Source organism: Desulfobulbaceae bacterium (genome assembly GCA_015231515.1).
Lineage (GTDB): Bacteria > Desulfobacterota > Desulfobulbia > Desulfobulbales > VMSU01 > JADGBM01.
The window spans coordinates 1-20,083 of sequence record JADGBM010000054.1 but is presented as its reverse complement, the minus strand read 5'-3'; the positions used below and the strand labels follow the sequence as shown (position 1 = coordinate 20,083).

Annotated in this window: 19 protein-coding genes; 6 read left to right on the top strand and 13 right to left on the bottom strand. The window is 45.0% G+C overall.

Annotated elements, in window-relative coordinates; genetic code table 11:
• Nucleotides 1-532 precede the first annotated feature (532 nt).
• From rpsA to HQK80_09675, 7 genes are all read right to left on the bottom strand, one after another.
• Nucleotides 533-1,777 (bottom strand): 30S ribosomal protein S1, encoded by a 1,245-nt coding sequence (rpsA, locus tag HQK80_09705; GenBank protein MBF0222484.1) that lies wholly within the window; start codon nucleotides 1,775-1,777, stop codon nucleotides 533-535.
• Nucleotides 1,752-2,282: a YfcE family phosphodiesterase gene (locus HQK80_09700; protein MBF0222483.1), complete on the bottom strand. Its 531-nt coding sequence runs from the start codon at nucleotides 2,280-2,282 to the stop codon at nucleotides 1,752-1,754. Before HQK80_09700 ends, rpsA begins: the two co-directional genes overlap by 26 nt.
• A gap of 35 nt (nucleotides 2,283-2,317) precedes the next feature.
• Complete coding sequence (gene lolA, locus HQK80_09695; GenBank protein ID MBF0222482.1) at nucleotides 2,318-3,010, bottom strand: outer membrane lipoprotein chaperone LolA; 693 nt, start codon at nucleotides 3,008-3,010, stop codon at nucleotides 2,318-2,320.
• A 54-nt stretch (nucleotides 3,011-3,064) separates the two neighbouring features.
• Nucleotides 3,065-3,859 carry a glutamate racemase gene (locus HQK80_09690; protein MBF0222481.1) on the bottom strand — a complete coding sequence of 265 codons (795 nt, stop codon included), beginning with the start codon at nucleotides 3,857-3,859 and terminating at the stop codon, nucleotides 3,065-3,067.
• A gap of 122 nt (nucleotides 3,860-3,981) precedes the next feature.
• A complete protein-coding gene (locus tag HQK80_09685; protein ID MBF0222480.1) occupies nucleotides 3,982-4,920 on the bottom strand; it encodes a diguanylate cyclase in 939 nt (312 codons plus the stop codon).
• 5 nt (nucleotides 4,921-4,925) lie between these two features.
• Complete coding sequence (locus HQK80_09680) at nucleotides 4,926-5,801, bottom strand: HDOD domain-containing protein (GenBank protein ID MBF0222479.1); 876 nt, start codon at nucleotides 5,799-5,801, stop codon at nucleotides 4,926-4,928.
• Nucleotides 5,802-5,803: 2 nt separating this feature from the next.
• On the bottom strand, nucleotides 5,804-6,109 hold the full coding sequence (locus tag HQK80_09675) for a hypothetical protein (GenBank protein MBF0222478.1): 306 nt from the start codon (nucleotides 6,107-6,109) through the stop codon (nucleotides 5,804-5,806).
• A 222-nt stretch (nucleotides 6,110-6,331) separates the two neighbouring features.
• Here HQK80_09675 and HQK80_09670 point away from each other — a divergent pair, with 222 nt between their 5' ends.
• A complete protein-coding gene (locus tag HQK80_09670) occupies nucleotides 6,332-6,622 on the top strand; it encodes a zinc ribbon domain-containing protein (protein ID MBF0222477.1) in 291 nt (96 codons plus the stop codon).
• Between the two features lie 114 nt (nucleotides 6,623-6,736).
• Here HQK80_09670 and queA read toward each other — a convergent pair whose 3' ends face one another.
• Genes queA through HQK80_09655 form a run of 3 tightly spaced genes read right to left on the bottom strand, consistent with a single transcriptional unit; the run spans nucleotide 6,737 to nucleotide 8,747 of the window.
• Entirely contained in the window at nucleotides 6,737-7,849 is a 1,113-nt protein-coding gene (gene queA, locus HQK80_09665; GenBank protein ID MBF0222476.1) for a tRNA preQ1(34) S-adenosylmethionine ribosyltransferase-isomerase QueA, read from the bottom strand.
• Entirely contained in the window at nucleotides 7,849-8,049 is a 201-nt protein-coding gene (locus tag HQK80_09660) for a DUF2065 domain-containing protein (protein MBF0222475.1), read from the bottom strand. The genes queA and HQK80_09660 overlap by 1 nt, the downstream gene beginning before the upstream one ends.
• A 5-nt stretch (nucleotides 8,050-8,054) precedes the next feature.
• Nucleotides 8,055-8,747, bottom strand: a complete 693-nt coding sequence (locus HQK80_09655) for a DNA-binding protein (GenBank protein MBF0222474.1) — start codon at nucleotides 8,745-8,747, stop codon at nucleotides 8,055-8,057.
• Nucleotides 8,748-8,996: 249 nt separating this feature from the next.
• On the opposite strand from HQK80_09655, the gene HQK80_09650 reads away from it, so the two are divergent.
• The 5 genes from HQK80_09650 to HQK80_09630 all read left to right on the top strand — a co-directional run bounded on the left by HQK80_09650 (nucleotide 8,997) and on the right by HQK80_09630 (nucleotide 16,326).
• The gene (locus HQK80_09650; protein MBF0222473.1) at nucleotides 8,997-11,363 is read left to right on the top strand and encodes a response regulator; all 2,367 of its coding nucleotides are present in this window, start codon (nucleotides 8,997-8,999) and stop codon (nucleotides 11,361-11,363) included.
• A gap of 119 nt (nucleotides 11,364-11,482) precedes the next feature.
• Nucleotides 11,483-12,370: a cytochrome C gene (locus tag HQK80_09645; GenBank protein ID MBF0222472.1), complete on the top strand. Its 888-nt coding sequence runs from the start codon at nucleotides 11,483-11,485 to the stop codon at nucleotides 12,368-12,370.
• 46 nt (nucleotides 12,371-12,416) lie between these two features.
• Nucleotides 12,417-13,625 carry a hypothetical protein gene (locus HQK80_09640; GenBank protein MBF0222471.1) on the top strand — a complete coding sequence of 403 codons (1,209 nt, stop codon included), beginning with the start codon at nucleotides 12,417-12,419 and terminating at the stop codon, nucleotides 13,623-13,625.
• 112 nt (nucleotides 13,626-13,737) lie between these two features.
• Complete coding sequence (locus tag HQK80_09635; GenBank protein MBF0222470.1) at nucleotides 13,738-15,417, top strand: PAS domain S-box protein; 1,680 nt, start codon at nucleotides 13,738-13,740, stop codon at nucleotides 15,415-15,417.
• Between the two features lie 216 nt (nucleotides 15,418-15,633).
• Nucleotides 15,634-16,326 (top strand): DUF4350 domain-containing protein, encoded by a 693-nt coding sequence (locus tag HQK80_09630; GenBank protein ID MBF0222469.1) that lies wholly within the window; start codon nucleotides 15,634-15,636, stop codon nucleotides 16,324-16,326.
• Between the two features lie 69 nt (nucleotides 16,327-16,395).
• On the opposite strand, the gene HQK80_09625 is transcribed toward HQK80_09630, so the two are convergent.
• The 3 genes from HQK80_09625 to HQK80_09615 form a co-directional block, all read right to left on the bottom strand.
• On the bottom strand, nucleotides 16,396-18,474 hold the full coding sequence (locus HQK80_09625) for a DUF1566 domain-containing protein (protein ID MBF0222468.1): 2,079 nt from the start codon (nucleotides 18,472-18,474) through the stop codon (nucleotides 16,396-16,398).
• Nucleotides 18,455-19,378, bottom strand: a complete 924-nt coding sequence (locus HQK80_09620; GenBank protein MBF0222467.1) for an MORN motif-containing protein — start codon at nucleotides 19,376-19,378, stop codon at nucleotides 18,455-18,457. Before HQK80_09620 ends, HQK80_09625 begins: the two co-directional genes overlap by 20 nt.
• 142 nt (nucleotides 19,379-19,520) lie before the next feature.
• On the bottom strand, nucleotides 19,521-20,083 hold a 563-nt coding region (locus HQK80_09615), incomplete at its 5' end, for a glycosyltransferase family 2 protein (protein MBF0222466.1).

Here is a 20,083-nt window from a genome sequence, read left to right as displayed (position 1 = left end):
TCGCAAAGACGGAGTGCGCCTTTCGAGCTTTTTCACGACCTTGCAAGCCGGTCACACATAAGCACCATCCCCCACTCCCCGTCACTGCGAGGAGCGAAGCGACGTGGCAGTCCAGAAACATGGTGCCCAAGTCAGATACCTCTGGATTGCTTCACTACGTTCGCAAAGACGAGTATCAACTAGATTGCTTCACTACGTTCGCAAAGACGGAGTGCGCCTTTCGAGCTTTTTCACGACCTTGCAAGCCGGTCACACATAAGCACCATCCCCCACTCCCCGTCACTGCGAGGAGCGAAGCGACGTGGCAGTCCAGAAACATGGTGCCCAAGTCAGATACCTCTGGATTGCTTCACTACGTTCGCAAAGACGAGTATCAACTAGATTGCTTCACTACGTTCGCAAAGACGGAGTGCGCCTTTCGAGCTTTTTCACGACCTTGCAAGCCGGTCACACATAAGCACCATCCCCCACTCCCCGTCACTGCGAGGAGCGAAGCGACGTGGCAGTCCAGAAACATGGTGCCAAAGCCAATTTACTTACCAGTCTCCTTCAGTTTGGCGGCCAGCATATCACCGAAGGTGCCGAGTGGCTGGCTTTCGGACTGTTTTTTAGTCTGTTGATAGGCCTGGTACTCTTTTCGTTCAAATTCCTCCGGAGATTCAGTTTGGGTTACTTCGGGTTTTTCGACAATAACATTGAGTGCCAGCGAAATTTTCTTATCTTCAAGGCTTAGTTTCTCAACACGCACTTCAAGCTCTTGCCCGACAGCAACAACTTCTCGAGGATGACTGATTCTGCGGCCTCCGCCCAGAGTAGAGATATGCAGCAACCCATCGACACCCTCTTCCAGAGTTGCAAAGGCACCGAAATGAGTAAGCCTGACAATTTTTACCATATGGACTGAACCTTCCGGATATTTCTCAGCAGCCCCAAGCCAGGGATCGGCCATAATCTTCTTTAAACTAAAGGAAAACCGCTCATTCTCCCAGTCCAGCTTCATTACAGCCACTTCCACCTTCTGCCCGACCGTAAGCTTTTCGTTAATATCGACAACATGGCCCCAGCAAATTTCAGATATTGGCAACAACCCCTGAATACCACCAATATCGATAAAGGCCCCAAAGTTACGGATTGACGCAACCGTGCCGCTGACAGTCATGCCTTCCTGTAGAGTCGTCTTCAACTCCTCAACCTGTTTGCGACGCTCTATATCGACGATTTTTCGATGGGAAACAATTATATTCCTGCCGGACTCACCGTATTCGACAATTAAAAAGGACAGCTGTCGTCCGCTCAGGTCCTCATCATCGGATTTTTGAAAACCGAGCTGAGAAAAGGGACAAAAGGCCCGAACAGAGCCGGCAATTTTGACCGAAAAACCACCTTTAACCTCTTTATCGATGGTACCCTCAACTGGAATCTCGGCCCGGTAGGCCTCTTCAAGATGTTCATTAGCATCAGAGCCCTTCCCGAGACGGGTGGTAAACTTCATACCCCCCTTGCCGGCAGAAAGAAAATAGGCCTCAATGGTGTCACCCTCTTTAAGAGGAGACGTTTCCTCCTGGTCGCGCAACTCACTAACTGAAAAATAGCCCTCACTCTTGCCGCCCAAATCGATAAAAACCCACTCCCTGCCAATGCTGACCACGGTGGCGGCAACCTTTTGCCCAGGTTCTAAGACCACGGGTTCTTCGTAGGACTCCTCAAGCATATCTGCAAAACTCAGTTCTTCTGTCATGATCTCTTCCAAATTACAAATTGATAGGAATATCGACATCCGCCAACTGTTGACCGACTTCAACCCGTTCAACCTCTTTCGATGATGTCTCTAAAATACAAAATGCCGGCTGACATTCTGCGCCAAGCAGTTCGCCCGGATTAATTAAAAGCGTATCGCCAACCTGCTCAACGGCATATCGGTGATTATGCCCGCAGCAAACCGCGTGAAAAGAGCCCTGGCTTGCAATACCCCTGGCCATTTCAGGATAATGGGTGAAGGCGATTTTCATACCTCCGGCCTCGATTGCACCGAAATTGCCATGGTGGGTGAGGGAGGGGAATTTTGTTCCACACCACTGCGATATCAGATGCTGATCGCCAACGTTATTGCCATAAACAAGATGCACGGCCCCACCAAACCCAGCCAACACCCCCAGCATAAATGGCGAAATAAGATCGCCACAATGAATCATCGTTGTGACGCCGTACGCATTACAATAACGAACAGCTGCCCGCAAATTCACTATATTATCATGGCTGTCAGCTATAACAGCTATTCTCATAACTCTATTCCTTTTAACAAAAAACGTACTGCAGATTATTGATTGATTATTTCTGTGCCCGCTGGCGGGGTAAAGGCAAATCTGGATCGATCGACCTTCTGATTCTCGACGATATCAGAAAAAATCATATCCGTGATACTGCCAAATTTATCAACAACCTTCAGGCGGCTCAACAGATACGATGACCGATCAACCCACACTGTTATCTCATCTATTTGGGGGTGCATCGTTTTCGGAATAAGCCTCATTTGAAAGGTGGTCTCGTCAATATCCTGCTCTGTTTCAGTTGACTCCAGCACATCAAAATCACGGCTTATATTTGCCGACCCAGCAAAAAAAGAGTACATAACATCTGACTCAAGATACTGTTTTGCCGAGGATGTAAACATCTGGTTCTCTTTAGCAAAATACATTGACAGTCGCTCCCCGTCGCAAATAAACACCTGTACATCGGGCGCCTGATAATCCCAACGCATAAGGCCTGGCTTCACTAATACCAGAGACCCATTCCCGGTTCGTTTTCTGCTGCTCAGCTTGCTATAGGTCTCTTGAACAAAAGAGGCCTGTAGAGAGGTTATCTTGTTGTAAGATTCCTGCAACTTTTTGGCAATTTCGCTAACAGGCATTTCGGCGGCAGCGGTTTGCATGGGCAACCATAAACAGAGGCTAACCACAAGCAAAAGCAAAAATTGTACAGATGACCTGCTGATTCTATATTTGTTCATCATTTCCTTTCCATAAGTAAACATCCGACCCAACTAACCAACCAATCAACCGTTCAACTAACTAACAAGAGTAAGTTCAATAGGACGCCCAAAAATTTTTTTAGCCGTTATCGTAGCCGCCTCAGTTACGTCTGAGACATAAAACTGTTTATGCCCATCTTGCCCAAGAGTTTTGGCAAAATCAGGATGCGAATCGAGGTAGTGCTTGAGGCTTGCAGCCACTTCTTCGGACGAATCAATAATAGTAACTCGTTTACCGATTTTTGGCTGAATTAAATCCTTTAAAAGCGGGTAATGGGTACATCCCAGCACCAAGGCCTCAATCTGTTTTAACCGCAAAGAGTGCAGGTAGCGGCGCAAGATCATTTTGGTTTCACGTTTATGGAGCCATCCTTCTTCAACCAAGGGAACGAGCAGGGGACAGGCTTTTGAAATAACCGTTGCCTGCGGACAGCTTTGACCAATTTTTTTAGCATAGACACCGCTTTTGACTGTGGCACGGGTTCCAATAACACCTACCCGCAAGCATTTCCCGGAACTCTTGGCCAACTGCTCCACTCGACGTACGGCAGGATCGATCACATCAAAAACCGGAAGATTACAGGCGGTCAGCGTTTCACTGCGCACAACACTAGCTGCCGAGTTGCAGGCGATAACAATTAACTTTGCCCCTTTTGATATCAAAAAATCGATATTTTCCCTGGCATAGCGATCAATGGTTTCGCAGCTTTTTGAACCATACGGTGTGCGTGCCAAGTCACCGAAATAGATCAAGTTCGAATTAGGCAATGCTTTCTCTATAGCATGGGCAACAGTCATGCCGCCTACACCAGAGTCAAAAATACCGATCATATTGTTCTTGCTGAGTGGGTTAGATAAGATAATTGCTTACGTGGTTACAGCATTTACACAAGAAACCGTTAAAAGTAAACTTTCAAGTATTTCAGAGAGTGTGTGAGGGCGTCTGAGTTTTTTCAGCCAGGCGAGTAGGATTCGCGTTGATCAACAAGATAATTATTACCATCAAGCGCTTTCACCTTGTGCTTGAGTTGTGAGGCTGCCGCAGACACCTGGCCAAAGTGCTCAAATTTTCCATGATTGGTAGGAATAACAGCTATTGAAATACTTAGCAGACCGAAACTGGTTTCACGACCTTGCCGATCTTTTTCAACAAACCCACCTCTTTTCACATCTTCCGGCTCAATAAACATATTTCGAACTGCCTCGAAATTTGCCAAAACTCGTTTGCATACCTCTTCGGCCTTATCTTCAGTGACAATAAAAACATAATCATCACCGCCAATATGACCGACAAAACTTTGTTCTCGGGCAATCTCATCAACAACGTTGACAATGACTCGAGCCACCATCAAGATCACATCATCGCCCTGTGAAAAACCGTAGTGATCGTTATAGGGTTTAAAATTATCAATATCTACATAACAGACAGCCAATGGTTTTTCAGACTCCAAGGCACTTTGAATGGCCTTAAGAATAGAGGTGTTGCCCGGCAATTTACTTAACGGGTTATTATCAAACACCCTGTTCATACGCGCTTCAGCCAACTGAACCCGGATCAATAATGTTTCTGGTGCGACCGGAAAACAGATTATATCATCGACTGGATAGTCACACCAATCGATCCCAGCTATCATCTCTTCCTGTCTAATCACCAGCAAGATCGGTATATTTGCTTTCTGAAGGCAGGCGCTGACCATACGGATTAAACCTCTGTCACCTTTGCCGCCCAAACCTTTCTCCAGGACTAGAATATCTGGTGGATCATCCAGGAAGTGTGATGTGGCTGCCTGCACATCCAGACAGGTAATAATGTGATAGCCCTTAGCCTCAAGCATTACCCTGCTTTCCGGACGCACAAGAATATCATTGCCAGCCACAAGAATTCGCGTCACAACAGTTATCCATTTGTTGCAGAGTTTTCAGTCTCTGCCTGTATTTCAAGGCTGAACCCTTTCACTTCCCAGAGTTTCTCCTCAACTTCATCAATGATGAAGTTGATATCCTCGGGGCTTAAGTTTAGCAACTGCCAAGCTCGTTTACTCAAGGCAGGAACTTTATCATCGCCGGCATGGCCGTAGCCCATTCCCCTGATCAAGATATCACTAAAATGAATAATTGAGCTGCTAAGCATCTCATCTTTTGCCAGGCGCGGATCGTGATGACAGGCTATGGGTTCGATCAGCTTAGTTGGCAGGTTCCAGCTTTTAGTGAGCCACCCACCGGCCTCATCATGACCAAGCCCCAAAACCTCAAGTTCCGCTTGCCGCATTGACATTTTTCGTTCACGCATCAAACGAGTTATCATCTCGTACTCCTGGGGTAACTCCATTTTGATGGCAACCTTGCCAATATCATGAATTAAACCTGCAGTACTGACCTCCTCGGGCTCGTCAACTCCAATGCGTCTTGCCACTACACTGCACGCTACAGCACAACCCAGCGAGTGCTCCCAAAGTTCAACATCCTGATCTTCCATCATTTCAAAAATTGAGGCGCTGACAATCAAGCTCTTGACTACGTTAAACCCGAGAAGGATAATCGCGCTGCTCAAGGAGCTTATCCTCTGGGGAAATCCGTAGAATGCCGAGTTAACAAGTTTTAAAAGTTTTGCCGCCAGAATATGATCCTTACTCAGGACCTTCCCCATCTGTTCGGTAGTGCTATCGGGATCATCAGCCATTCTAGACAGTTTCACAACAATACCCGGCAATGTCGGCAAATTTTTTGTTTCACGCAAAGCCGCTCTAAATTGCTGGCGTTTAGAATCTTCCATTGTTACCCTCTCGATTCAACAAGCTTTTTCATAATTCGCTGTTTGATGTACATTAAAGGTGCGATCTGAGTAACATCTGAAAACCGCTCTTCAACGGCCTGCAGCTCCTGTTTCAATGTTTTTTCGCCAGGAAGTTCAACGGGATGGCCTTCAACTGTCACATGGACAATATCCATTTTTTCCAAACGATCAAGCAGAGTTGTTGACAGGACAGTTCCCTTTCCACATAACACCCTTGATTCCGGGGTCATAACGTCTTTAGCTAAAACCATCCCTTCTTTAGCCTGCGCACTTAATATTTGCTGCACAATATTCTCCTTTACGTTCAACTACTGATTTATCAGCAATATAATCAGCTTATAATTTATGGCGTTTTTTTTCAAACACCAAGATTCAATCACGGTGATTATTTTTGCAAATTATTGACATACACCTCTACCGGCATTATAAATGTACCCTTAGTCATATTTACTTTTTTATCCCACAGCCTCGTGCTGAGAGATATAGTACAACACAAAAGGAGTAGTACAATGCCAATTTATGAGTATGAATGCCAAGACTGCCACAATGTTATAGAGGTTACGCAAAGCATAGCGGATGAACCAAAAACAGACTGCCCGGTGTGTCCCGGCCAGTTAAAAAAAATAATTTCACGAAGTTCATTTCACCTGAAAGGCGGTGGCTGGTATTCTGACGGCTATAGTGATACAAAAACTGCTTGCCCAAGTCAAACGACCTGCCCAGCCAAAGCAGAAACAACTGCAACCACCACCCCCGCAACCTGCCCCAAAGCTGACGGAGCGTCCTGTTGCGCCGCATAAGAGTTTGAGCATTCCAAGAAATGCCCCTCATCATCAAATAAAAAAGGAGAGCAAATAACTCTCCTTTTTTTATTTCAGATACGATTGCCCACCCGAAACACCCCCCTTCACCCTTCACCCTTCACCCTCTAACCCACGAGTCAACACCATCGCATCGCCATAACTGTAGAACCGATATCCTTCCCTTAACGCTTCCTGGTACGCCTGTAAAACCAACTCCTTCCCGGCAAATGCACATACCATGAACAGTAGAGAAGATTTCGGGAGATGAAAATTAGTTATGAGAGTATCAACAACTTTATAGCGATAGCCCTCGTAAATATAGATATCGCACGGGCCAGAGATGGGATTGACCCCGCCATTTCCGTCGGCAGCAAACTCGAGGGCTCGGGTTGTAGTTGTGCCGACCGACCAGACCTTCCCGCCATTTTGACGACAATCTGAAATTAGTTTTGAAACTTCAGGGCTAATTGTGACCCATTCGGAATGGATCTTATGATCCCTGATATCGGTCACCCGCACGGGTGCAAAGGTGCCATACCCAACATGCAGTGTTACCGCAGCGACCTTGGCGCCTTTTACCTTAACTGCCTCAAGAAGATCACCGGTAAAATGCAGTCCGGCGGTTGGCGCAGCAATAGCGCCACTTTCCCTGGCATAGACAGTCTGGTAACGATCAACATCATTCCCGGCATGCTGCCGCCCGTCTCTTCTGATATAGGGAGGCAGGGGCATAACCCCATATTTGAGCAAAAGTTCGTCCATATCTCCGTTCCACATGAGGGTCACCCGGACAGAACCATCGGCAGCAATATCCTCAACTACCGCTTCAAGCTCACAGCCAAACAGCAGATGGCCGTCGGGTTTAGGCCTCTTTGAGCTTTTAACTAAGCCCTTAACACCCGACACATGCTGACGGAACCCATTACAATCTTTTTGGGGGGCAGAGTTTAAAAGGGGGTACTGCAGCAGTAAGAGTTCAACTTGGCCACCGGTATCTTTTTTACCTTTCAGACGGGCAGGGAAAACCTTGGTATCATTAATGATCAAAACATCTTCGGGATTAATCAGATCAACAATTGCAGAAAAATTATGGTGAGAAATCACCCTTGCCTGGCCATCAACTGACAATAGTCGCGATTCATCCCTTCGCACTGCAGGATGCTGGGCAATTTGGGCCTCAGGCAGAACAAAATCATAGGATGTAATTTGAAAATTGGCGCCCATTATCCGAGCAGATCGGTTCGCTGTGTGAGATAGCAGAGCAGAACCCCTGTTGCCATGGCAACAGACCCGAGAACCCGCAACAGCCGCGGCGAGACTTCACTCAACTTCCGCAGCCAATCCTGCATGGCCTCAGGGCAGGCGACATAGGGCAGCCCTTCAAGGACGAGAATCAAACCGAACAGCGTTACTAAAAATTTCATCGGGCTTATTTCACTATCTGCGCATCTTCAACAACTACTTCATAGGCCAGAGCGCCAAACGACTTATCAGCGCTCACCGTCCCGGTTACCGTAACAATTTCATCTTTTTCTAAACTGTGATCACTGGTTACAATCAGCTTATGGTTGCCACGTTTTCTGCTGCCGGTGCCATCAACGATGCGAAGCCATGTTTTACCCTGATATTTTGAGATCTTCACGACTTTTCCTCTCACCGTCACATTCTTACCATCAAGAGCTTTTTTCTGGGCGAATATTTCCTCAATTCGGTAGGCGTTATCACCAGGGGCTTTTTCAATATTGAGATCCTCTTTTTTTGCCTCAGAACTTTCATCAATTGATCCTGAACCAACAACTCTCTTGGTAATCTCTTTTATACCAGCAGAAAAAATAATCTCATCAAAGGATCGTCCCAGCGTTGAACTTGAATAGGCTCCCATTGACACACCGGGGCTGACAATCACCTCATCACCAACTCGAATTAAACTTTCAGGAATAGCAACCCATTGACGGCTGCCGTTTTTGTCAAGCTGAATATAGGTGTAGCCCCCGCTGTTCATCGTCTCAACAACATTCCCGGACAGATCTTCGCAAAATGCCGTTGTAGCAACAAACACAAACAAAACAGATAAAAGGTAGGCAACTAGTTTCAGCTTGAGTCCTAATTTTTTGTAAAGCATCAAAAACCTCCAAGTCCAGATAGTATACGATTATTTAAATAATCTCGTTTCTTATTGCCAGTTCCTGTCACCACAGTGCTTTGCCCTTGACAAGCAAAGTCAGACATTGTATCGAAATTCTTTCACATCCATATTATTATTCATAATTATAGTTATCAGAACATATTTTAAGGGTAAGCTTTCGCCAGACAACAAACTAACTACAACCATAAGTCATCGTAAAAAAAAATCCACTGATCTCTTCAAAAAATGAGTCTTGCTATTTCCATAAAAAAATTTCTTGGCCGATATTACCTTATCAGTCTCCTTATTTCATGGACAGTGCTCATCATCACCTCCGTAACCTGGAACCTATCGCAAAACTACTCCGACACCATCGCCAAAGCCAGAATCGAAGCTCGAACCATTTTCCAGCATAATATAGCCTACCGTAAATGGAGCACAATGCATGGCGGGATATATACCAAAATTTCGAATATAAACAAGGGCACCCCCCACTTCATGTTTAACATTGGAAACCAAGGTGAACCTGGCTTTGCCATGGTAGATCCATTTCAAATGACTAAGCAGGCCTATGAAGTGCTTCACAAACAAGCGCCCACACTTGCGGCCATCAGCCATACAGTAAGCCTTGACCATGAAAAAACCTATGACCCCTATGATGAACCGGATGAATGGGAGCGAACCAACCTCATGGCACTCAAAGAGGGTGAGATGGACGAGGCAAGTACCATTGAAACAATTAACGATGCGCCTTACCTGCGTCTGCTTAAACCATACGTTATCGACCAGGGCTGCCTTAAATGTCACTCGAATCAAGATGACTACACCCTCGGTTCAATCCGCGGCGGCATGAGTGTTTCAGTTCCCCTTGAACCCTACTTTGAGACTGAGGTGTCCACCCGCCGGACAGTATTTCTGACCCATTTATTACTCTGGATATTAGGCAGTATTGCCATTCTGAAATTTTCTGCCGCTTTCAAAAAATATCGAGAGACTATTACCGAAAATGAAGAAAAATTTCGTATTGTTTCCGAGTTTGCCTACAACTTCGAATACTGGATCAAAGAAAACAATGAGCTTGCCTTTATATCACCGTCCTGCGAGCGCCTCACCGGTTATTCCCGTGAAGAGTTCATGACCAACCCAAAGCTCCTTCTCGATATCATCCATCAAGATGACATTGAAGGATACCGTAACCACTTAACCAACATATCTGCACCCGAGCACGATGGCACGGATTTCAGGATCATTCGCAGAGACGGTGAAATTCGCTGGTTCACACATACCTGCAGCCCGATTTACATTAAAGGGGAGTTCTTGGGCCGGCGTGGCAGCAGCATCGATGTCACCGAGCACAAAAACCTTGAAGAACAGCTGATGCAGGCAAAACAGCTTGAGTACCTGGGTCAATTTGCCGGCGGCATTGCCCACGATTTCAACAATGTACTTGGCTCCATCAAGACCTTCACACATCTGCTTCATGAAGAGATCAAGGACACTAATAAAGCCGCAGCAGACTACATAAAATATATCTCCATTGCCTCAAAGCTTGGTAAAAATTTAACCTCAAACCTGCTTTCCTTTGGAAAAAGGCAGATTGTTAATCCGCAGAGGACAACCCTTAAAGCCATCATCTCCAACATCTCAGATATTTTAAAGACACTGGTTGATGATGAGATACAGTATTGCTTCAATTTTTCCGCCGAGGATGTAGAAATATCCGCCGATCCCCACCAACTCGAACAGATTCTCATCAATCTTTGTACCAATGCTCGAGATGCCATGGAAAATGGCGGCAAGATTACAATTTCCACCAACGCTATTCAGCTGAAAGCCACTAAACAGGGCACACTTGAGGATATCCCGCCAGGCAGCTATTTAACCTTGGCGCTTGCAGATACGGGTAAAGGAATTCCTGAGGAACATTTAAATAAAATATGCCAGCCTTTTTTTACAACCAAAAGCTCCTCGAAAGGCACTGGCTTAGGCCTGTCTATCATACACACAATCGTTAAACAGCATAACGCCTTTCTGGACGTTGAAAGCGTGAAAGATGCGGGGACAACCTTCACAATTTATATTCCTGCACTCTCGCCCATCGAGTTTACAGCCGAAAACAATCCAATAGATCCGGAAGTGCCGGAAGTGCCGGAAGTCAAACTGGAGCAGATAGAGAATGCCACCGATGCCCAGGTTGCATATCAGCTCAGCGACATACCCTCTGTAGCGTCCCAAGGCAAAACAATATTACTGGCAGACGATGAGGATCTGATCAGAAAGTCGCTTTCCATCCCCCTTGAAAAGACCGGCTACAAAGTTCTCCTCGCCTCCGACGGCAAAAAAGCTATAAGCTTATTTCTTGATAAAAAAGAAGAGATTGATCTGGTCATTCTTGATGTCATCTTACCCTACAGAAATGGACGTGAAGTTTACGAAATAATCAGAAAAAACGACCAGTCAATCAATATTATTTTTATCAGCGGTTACACTGACGACATAATCTCTGCCGAAATGATTGAAAAAGAAAACTTAAATTTTCTTTCTAAGCCAATCGACATACAGCTTTTCATGGCTACAGTTGAAAAACTTATCACCAAAAATGAGATAGCATGAGTTTTTAAATGCCCCCCTTTTTCACTTGCTATAGCCGCATATGTATGTTAGACAAAATCACTTTTTTTTAATGAATATGCGTTCATTTTTATAAGATTATTGATTGTGGGGAGAAACAAATGCTAGGGAAACGTACTTATTTAGAGGCAGTTGCCAAACTGGTAGTTTTTGGCGCAATATGCTTTGTTTTTGGTGGATGTGTTCAACCACATCCTTCAAAAACATCTGAGATGGACCCAGGTCAGCCGGCGATGAGCAGCAGTGAACAAGCTCTTCTTGAGATTCAATCAGGAGCTGAACTTGTAAATACCGACTGCAACAAATGTCACAACGCACAACCAGCAGACATCAATAGAAACGGTGCTAAGCACAAGACCGCTATTGGCTGCCTGGATTGCCACATTGAGCACTTGCCACTCGGCAAAGCAACAATCCCACAATGCTCAATGTGCCACGATGGTGCTGAGAATGAACATTTCAAACTCGTCAACTGCCTTGGCTGTCATCGAAACCCACATACCCCGCTTGATGTGACAGTTGATGATCTTCCCGATAATTCAAGTGCATGTAAAACATGCCATACAGACAAAGGCGAAGAGTTTGCCCAGTTTCCAAGCAAACACGCTGATAAAAACTGTACTCACTGCCACCCGACCAAACATAAAGTCATCAACAAATGTATGACCTGCCATGAGCCCCACGCCGCCTTCATGGTTTACGAAGACTGCTTACGCTGCCATCAGCCGCACAGTCCTCTTAACATTAAATATGCCGATGACACACCAAACAAATTTTGTGGTGCCTGTCACACAGAACTCTTCACCATGCTTAGCGCGAGCAAGGCAAAACACGGTGAACTTGCCTGCGTATTCTGCCATAAAACACAACACCCGACGGTACCAAACTGTGCTGCCTGCCATGGTAACCCGCATGACAACACAATTTTGAATCCGTTTAATGATGATTGCTTAAAGTGTCACCGCAATCCACATGATTTAATATATTAATCTGTTCACAGATTTAACATTCATATAAACTGCGAGAGAGTAAAAAATGACAAACAAAAGACAAATTTTCTCAGGATTGGCTTTGATTATCTTTTCACTGATCATCTTCTGTGGACTTGCCCAGGCTAAAAACGGCAAAGTACACCTCACTGACAAAATTAAATCTGTTCCACCTCAGTCAGGGCTTTATGCACAGAATATACAACCTCTTCAACTTCAACAATGTGCCCAGTGTCACATCGGAGTATTCAATTTACTCAAGACTCAAGGGCAAAGGCATCAGAAAGACTGTACCTTCTGCCATGAAGTGTATCACACCTATGCACCGGGTAAAGTTGAGTATCAGGATGCAATTCCAAAATGCAAGGATTGTCATGGAACTCCTCATGGAGACCTTGAGTTTGTTCAAGACTGTAGTAAATGCCATTCAAATGCCCATAGCCCGATTAATCTTCCAGACATAACAGGTGATATCTGCTTTAACTGTCACGCCAATCCTCCAAAAGAGTTAGAAGATTTTCCGAGCAAACATACGTCTCTTGCTTGTACCGAATGCCATACAACACACGGTTTCATTCCAAACTGTACAGACTGTCATAGTGAAAAAGGCGGCGAGGTTTTCCATGTCGATGGTGCAGTTCAAAATCCGCTGTGTATGACTTGCCATGCCGGACCACACAAGCCTATGATTATTTCGTATAGTGATTCCACCCCCCAGGAACAGTGTGGAACCTGCCATAAAAACCCGAGTCACGCTGAAGTCTTTAAGGTTATTAGAGCAGCTAACTCTAAACACAATACTGAAGTGACTTGTGCAGGTTGTCATGATCAGCATGGCAAGATCCCAGACTGTTCAGCATGCCACGATCAGGAAGGCCATCGCGCTGGACTGGCAACAGCAGACTGTCTCCGATGTCATAGTAACCCACATGCCCCGATGAACATCAGTTTTGCAATCACAGAGCCTCAAAAAGTTTGTGGCGGTTGTCATACAGATGTTTATAATGAGTTAGTCAACAACAAGACCCGTCATACAAACCAGACCTGTGCCTTCTGCCACCCCGTTCATGGACAGATCCCGACATGTCAGAAATGCCACGGCGTACCCCATGGTGAAGCGATGCTTCAGCAGTTTGGTGGTAACTGCGGCGGTTGTCATGGCATTGCTCACAACGTTCAGGGCCGCATGAAAGAAGATAAAGAAGGAAGCCTTACTGAAGAAGGCCGCAAAGGAGTTCTTACAACCGTAAAGTAATCTGAAGTATTAATATAGCTTTGAGGTTCAAGGATCTCAAAAAAAAGGTATCAGTTTTCTGATACCTTTTTTTTTGCTTGTCGCTCGCTATCCAAACCGCTACCATGTCACTATGAAAATCAACTCGCTATCTGCTTTTCTCGATTCAAGACCTGAACCCATGCTGGTGTGCAATTCGGACAATGAAATTGTACATTTTAATGGCTCTTTTCAAGGCGTATATCAATCAATTTGCCAGCATCCTCCCATCGTTGGTCAAAATCTATTTTCTGCGCTCCCACCACACATTAAAACTCGCTGGTTGCATTGCGCCGAAAGCGCCCAAGGCGGCAACTATTCACAAGAAGATTTTCTTCACCATTACGATGACCTTGTTGTCAAATATACGTTAACTTTTAGCCCGTTAACAAGTGCGAAGTTCCTGGGATGGACTGTAATTTTCCATAATATCACACCATTTCATGATGAACTGACTAAAACAACCAAAGCCTTAAATCTTCTTGAAGAGCAGTTAATTGTCGAAACAAATCATATAGAGGCAAATGTGCTTCTTGCCAAAGAGATATCGGAACGTAAACAGGCTGAAGAAAATCTGCTTGAGAGCAAAGAAAGACTCACTCAAATTATTCATGGCAACTCTATCCCAACTTTTGTTATTGACCAAAACCACCAGATAACCCACTGGAACAAGGCCCTAGAGAAGCTAACCGGTATTTCGGGCTCTGAAGCAGTAGGAACCACCAATCAATGGAAGGCGTTTTATACTCGAAAGCGTCCGACAATGGCCGACCTGATCCTTGACCAGGCCCCAGAACAAAGCATCCACCAACTCTATACTGACAAATATATTCCTTCTTCACTGCTTGATGACTCGTATGAAGTCGAAGATTTTTTCGAACTTGCCGGCAATCCTCGCTGGTTATTTTTTACTGCAGCCCCTTTACGCAACCGCGCCGGTGAAATTATTGGTGCCGTTGAGACACTGCAAGACATCACTGCCAGAAAAGCAATGGAAAAGGAGATTCTTACCTACCAGCAAATTCTTGAGAAGAAAGTAGAGGACCGCACTGAACAGCTCAAAAAGACTTACGAGCAGTTATTGCACGCTGAAAAGCTCAGTGCGGTCGGCAAGCTTGCAGCGTCAATCGCTCACGAGTTCGGCAACCCTATCATTGGCATAAGGAATTTTTTAAAGGGATTAAAACTAACCTGCAATCTTGATCAAACGGACTCAGAGCTTTTAGATCTTGCCATTCAAGAGTGTCACCGCGTGAAAGATCTTATCAGCAACCTGCAAAACTTCAACCGCCCGACATCCGGAACCGTTGCTCCCATGGATCTCCATCAGGCGATAAATGATATGCTTGTTTTCTCAAAAAAGAATTTCAAAGAAAACAACATAACAGTGCAAAAGCGTTTTAGGCGTAATCTTCCCCGCCTCAATGCCGTGCAGGATCAAATCAAACAGGTCATACTTAACTGCCTTAATAATGCCCAGGAATCCATCGGTGACGGGGGCGGCACAATTTACCTGACCACCGAAAAAAAAGGCGGCAACATCCTTTTACATATAAAAGATACGGGAAAAGGTATTAAGGAAAATGACCTGGTGTATATATTTGAGCCTTTTTTCTCGACAAAACCAGCCGTTGAGGGCACCGGACTCGGTCTTTCGGTGAGCTATGGTATTATGAAAAAGCACCAGGGGAAAATTGAAGTTACAGATAATTCGCCTAAAGGGACAACATTTACCTTAACTCTGCCTGTGGCAGGGCACGGAGAAATAAAATAATCGTAGATGTTGTGTGTGGTAGAAAAAGGTATAGACATCCCTAAAACTAACAGCAACATTCGAATGACGAATACTCGAATTACAAACATTCGAACAGAATTGATATCATAAAGTAGGCATGCTATGAAGAATTACTCTATCCTAAAATCCATATTCATATCACTAATTTTGCTCTTTTGTTCTTCTTGCAAACGGCCGCCGCTGCCCCCGCCAATTTTGCTTTTCGATCAGGGACATGGACAGCAGTTTCTTATCGAAAATAATGGCCCGCTCGACTTATCGATTTTTGCCGGTATGTTTCGCGACCAAAATTTTGAGATTCGCACATCAACAGGACCGTTCACAAAAGAGACCCTGGCCAACGTATCAACTGTCATTATTTCCGGCCCTTTTAAACCTATTACAGTTCCAGAAATTGTTGCCCTTCAAGAATTTTTAAACGAAGGCGGCCAATTAAGCATTATGCTCCACATCGGCTCGCCAGCTGCTCAGCTCCTCAGTAGTTTGGGTGTTGCTATTTCAAATGGAGTAATTCAGGAACAGAAGAACCTGCTTGCGGATGCCCCGCCTACGGATTTCATCGTTAAGGAGTTGGCCAGCAGCCATCCGCTGACCAAGGAACTTACTGAGGTTAAATTTTACGGGGCATGGGCCTTGAACACTCAGCTTGAGGCAAATGTCATTGCCAAGACCTCGCCAACCGCCTGGATTGACCTGAACGATAACGGCACGCTTGAAACAAATGACGCTGTTCAGCCTTTTAGCGTCATTATTACTGGACAGCTGGGTCACGGACATTTTATAGTTTTCGCCGATGACGCCATCTTCCAGAACAGCTTCATCACCGAGCAGAATAAAGTCCTGGCCGCCAACCTGGCAGCCTGGCTAAAACAGGGCAGTTATTATTAGGGGTTAGGGGTTAAGGGTCAAGGGTTAGGGGTCTTTCACCCTTCACCCTTTACCCTTTACCTCTAACCCTTAATTTCCCTCAACGTGAACAGTCAAAATAGTTTCGTATTTAGTCCCGTCTAAAATACCGTTTTGAACATCATCCACAGCAAAATGGAAGGTGTACTGGCCTGGAGCCAGGGCCTTTTTATCCGATGAACGAAACAGTTCGTAATCCCTGAGATTTAATAAATCCGTTTGATACATTGGGGTCATTTTATCAGTCCAGGTTCGGATTGAAGTCATCCATAATCTCTTATCGTCTGGAGTCTCATACCAAAACCAATAATCCGCGGGATAACGGAGCCCAAATGAATGCAATTGAACCATCAGCGAAAGGACTGCGTTGGTACTTACTGAAACTTCTTCATTCACTCCGGTACTTGTCAAGCTTAAAAAGGGCTCTCTCTTTTCAGCTGAAACCATTGCCCGCCTGGGCCACAGAAAAAATGCCAGAGATTTGGGATAGTTTCTTTCTTGAATTGTTTTAAAATTAAACACATACGCATAATACAAATTTATCTGAGTTTCATCATTGGTCCAATAATCAGCAGTTGATTTAACATTTTGGATACCTTGAGTCCCAAGCCATTCAGCATTGTCATCTGCTGCTGGGTTGACTATTTCTCGATAATCAGCAACCGTCGGAATTACCCAGTCATCATAGACGCCATCGTACCCCTGACACTCAAAAGATCTGGGCTGTGCATTAAACTTGCTGATCAGTTTTAAAGTTTCTCGCCAACTGACCTTTTCAAAACAGTTGGCATCTGTTAGCCAATAAACCCCGGTAACCATGTCCATGCTGGTGCCATCGTCATTGGCATGAAAGCGTGGCGCCGGCGGCCAGTGGATCTTATTGTGTAAATCAGGCGACAACAAAAGGATGTGCGCTTCTTGAGTTTCGACTCCCGCAGCAATATGCGCTTCTCGCCTTGGATACTCGACCATTGGCTGGGCGAAACGTACCGGCAACAAACTTAAAGCGGCCATCTTGCTCTGCGCCATCATGCTTCCCTCATCCATACTGACAGCAAAAGCCTTTTGGGGCATAGACATAGCCGTTGTTGAAGACCAGTAGGCTGAACGTAACCCCCTGAACAGGGGGCCATTAAGTGCCGGATAATCAAATGATTGGTCAATCAAACTCCAGAGTTCCGTTGCATTAGGCACAACCCAATCGTCGTAAACATTCTGATAGCCTTGACAGTTCACAGACTGAGGCTCACTATTCAAAGAGTTCACGGCGGCATATATTGCCTCCCAGGCAAGATTTTCAAAACAACCAGCATCCTTAAACCACATAAGCCCAGTTTTGCTATCAGTGATTGTACCGTCACTATTATCACTGAAACGGGCAGTAAGAGGAGCAGCAGCATTCTCTATCGCAATCTCTCCGGCCTTGCCAACAGAGTTCAAGTTCGCAAATTTCTCAAAAAGCGCTTGATCATAAACACGTGCTGGCAGCAAAAATGTCTTGGCAAGTTTATTTCTGATTACAATATCGCCATTTGCAAGGTCAACAACCCAGGCATTCTGGATATTCCGATGCTCTGTTGCCGACCAGTACTTGTCTGCTTGCACATCTGAAATTCCACCTAACTGCAGAAAATTGCTATTGGATAGTTCCTCAGCATTGATAAGACTTGCCAGTTGACCTACCTGTGGGACAAACCAGTCAGTATACGATCCTGTATAATCCTGACAGGCGACTTGGCCTTTGTTTATATTTTTCACAGTTACATGGGAAGAAGGCCATGATATCGCCCCGAAACACTCTCCATCCCTCAACCACATCAACCCCGTCAATCTATCTGAAACAGTTCCCTCTTCATTAACTATAAAACGAGGATCAGGCCATTGAGCACCGCGTTGCAACTCCCCATCCTGACGAGAACCCAAGAAATCAATCTTGGCACCAAGGGTATTAAATGTAGAAATCTGGCCTGTTCGAGGCAATCGATGGGGCAGCAACAACTCTACAGCTGAAACAGCCTCAGGCAGCAGGAAAAAACCCAGAGTAAAACCAATGAAACTGATCCATAAGTTCTTAAGAAATAAAGCCGAAGAAAAAAAACTAAACAGTTTATTAACCTTTAGTATCATCATCTGTACCAGTCGGAAGCTCTTCTTCCGTTTCAGAGTAAGACATACTCTCTTCCAAGATTGACTCTTTATGATCATCACTTTCAACAAAAACCCCATCAGCAAAATCACCAGTTAAGCGCTGCCCGTCAGGAGTTGTCAGCACCCCATTCCCGTTATATTTACCGTCCTTAAACATCCCACGATATTTTCTACCATCGAGAAACGACAAAAGGCCTTGACCATTAAAATCTCCATTTTCAAATTGACCTCTATACTCAGACCCGTCAACTTTAGTTAAAATTCCCTGACCGCTAAACTCACCATCTTTAAACGTTCCCTCATACCGAGAACCATCAGCAAAAGTGAGAGTTCCGTCACCATCGAACTTATTTTTCACAAAACGGCCAATGTAAAGTTGACCGTCAGGATAGGTGAGTTTACCGGAACCATCAAACTCCCCCTTATTAAACTGACCTTCATATTTTGAGCCATCAACTTTTACAAGTATCCCCTCGCCATGAAAGAGACTGAACTGAAACTCCCCTTCATATCGGCTTCCGTCTGCACCGACACGCACCCCTTGCCCCCGGGAGAAACTACCGTTCCGCCAATCACCTTCATAATACGAACCATCTACAGATCGCATAACACCATGACCATTTGGTTTCCCATCATAAAACTTGCCTTCATAACGAGAACCATCGGCAAAAATCTTCACTCCGGTCCCCATTGAAATACCCTTCAGAAACGTTCCTTCAAGCGTTGTGCCGTCGGCAAAAATCACAACACCCTTGCCACTGGGCATATTGTCTTTAAAGTGACCAATATATTTATCTTTTGAAGGAAACTGCATCATTCCCGTCCCAGTACGGCAATCACCCTGGAGGCATTCACCGATAAGCGGTTCATTTGCAGCGTATGTCATAGGTGTTACGAGCAACACCGAGATAGTTACCCCCAATAAACAAAATACGTGCCTTTCGCAGATTGTTTTCTTGTAAAAAACACAAGAAAACAGTCTGTAAGACACTAAACTAATTACTTGTATAAATTTCATAGCCATCAATTTATGAAGAAGGAAATAAATCAGATTTTACCAATCCCATTTTCGCCAGACGGTAGGTCAAGGCTGTATGTAGACAGCCAAAACCATATTTGATACTGCGCTGCAAATTAATGGAGGAGGCCTCTGGAAAATATTTGGTCGGGCAACTGACTTCTGCAATTGTATAGTCGGCCCAGCATATCTGGGTCAGCATCTGATTATCAAAAACAAAGTCATCGGAGTTAGGTGATAAATCGATTCTTTCCAACAACTCCCTTGAAAAAGCACGATAGCCGGTATGGTACTCTGAAAGTTTTGCGCCAATCATTATGTTCTCAGCTAAGGTCAAGAAACGATTCGCCACATATTTCCATATTGGCATCCCGCCCTGCAAAGCGTGTCCGCCAAGAATCCTGGAGCCAAGAACGCAGTGATACAAGCCATTGCCAATCATCGAGGCCATGGCCGGAATAAGTAGAGGCGTATACTGGTAATCAGGGTGAACCATTATTATGATGTCAGCACCCTCTTCCATCGCCAACCGATAACATGATTTTTGATTGGCACCGTACCCCTTGTTCTTGG

Excerpts from the sequence above, each read along its gene's own strand:
- rpsA (MBF0222484.1), bottom strand. The coding sequence starts at position 1,777 with ATGTCGATATTCCTATCAATTTGTAATTTGGAAGAGATCATGACAGAA.
- HQK80_09700 (MBF0222483.1), bottom strand. The coding sequence starts at position 2,282 with ATGAGAATAGCTGTTATAGCTGACAGCCATGATAATATAGTGAATTTG.
- lolA (MBF0222482.1), bottom strand. The coding sequence starts at position 3,010 with ATGATGAACAAATATAGAATCAGCAGGTCATCTGTACAATTTTTGCTT.
- HQK80_09690 (MBF0222481.1), bottom strand. The coding sequence starts at position 3,859 with ATGATCGGTATTTTTGACTCTGGTGTAGGCGGCATGACTGTTGCCCAT.
- HQK80_09680 (MBF0222479.1), bottom strand. The coding sequence starts at position 5,801 with ATGGAAGATTCTAAACGCCAGCAATTTAGAGCGGCTTTGCGTGAAACA.
- HQK80_09670 (MBF0222477.1), top strand. The coding sequence starts at position 6,332 with ATGCCAATTTATGAGTATGAATGCCAAGACTGCCACAATGTTATAGAG.
- queA (MBF0222476.1), bottom strand. The coding sequence starts at position 7,849 with ATGGGCGCCAATTTTCAAATTACATCCTATGATTTTGTTCTGCCTGAG.
- HQK80_09660 (MBF0222475.1), bottom strand. The coding sequence starts at position 8,049 with ATGAAATTTTTAGTAACGCTGTTCGGTTTGATTCTCGTCCTTGAAGGG.
- HQK80_09655 (MBF0222474.1), bottom strand. The coding sequence starts at position 8,747 with ATGCTTTACAAAAAATTAGGACTCAAGCTGAAACTAGTTGCCTACCTT.
- HQK80_09650 (MBF0222473.1), top strand. The coding sequence starts at position 8,997 with ATGAGTCTTGCTATTTCCATAAAAAAATTTCTTGGCCGATATTACCTT.
- HQK80_09645 (MBF0222472.1), top strand. The coding sequence starts at position 11,483 with ATGCTAGGGAAACGTACTTATTTAGAGGCAGTTGCCAAACTGGTAGTT.
- HQK80_09640 (MBF0222471.1), top strand. The coding sequence starts at position 12,417 with ATGACAAACAAAAGACAAATTTTCTCAGGATTGGCTTTGATTATCTTT.
- HQK80_09635 (MBF0222470.1), top strand. The coding sequence starts at position 13,738 with ATGAAAATCAACTCGCTATCTGCTTTTCTCGATTCAAGACCTGAACCC.
- HQK80_09625 (MBF0222468.1), bottom strand. The coding sequence starts at position 18,474 with ATGATGATACTAAAGGTTAATAAACTGTTTAGTTTTTTTTCTTCGGCT.
- HQK80_09620 (MBF0222467.1), bottom strand. The coding sequence starts at position 19,378 with ATGACATACGCTGCAAATGAACCGCTTATCGGTGAATGCCTCCAGGGT.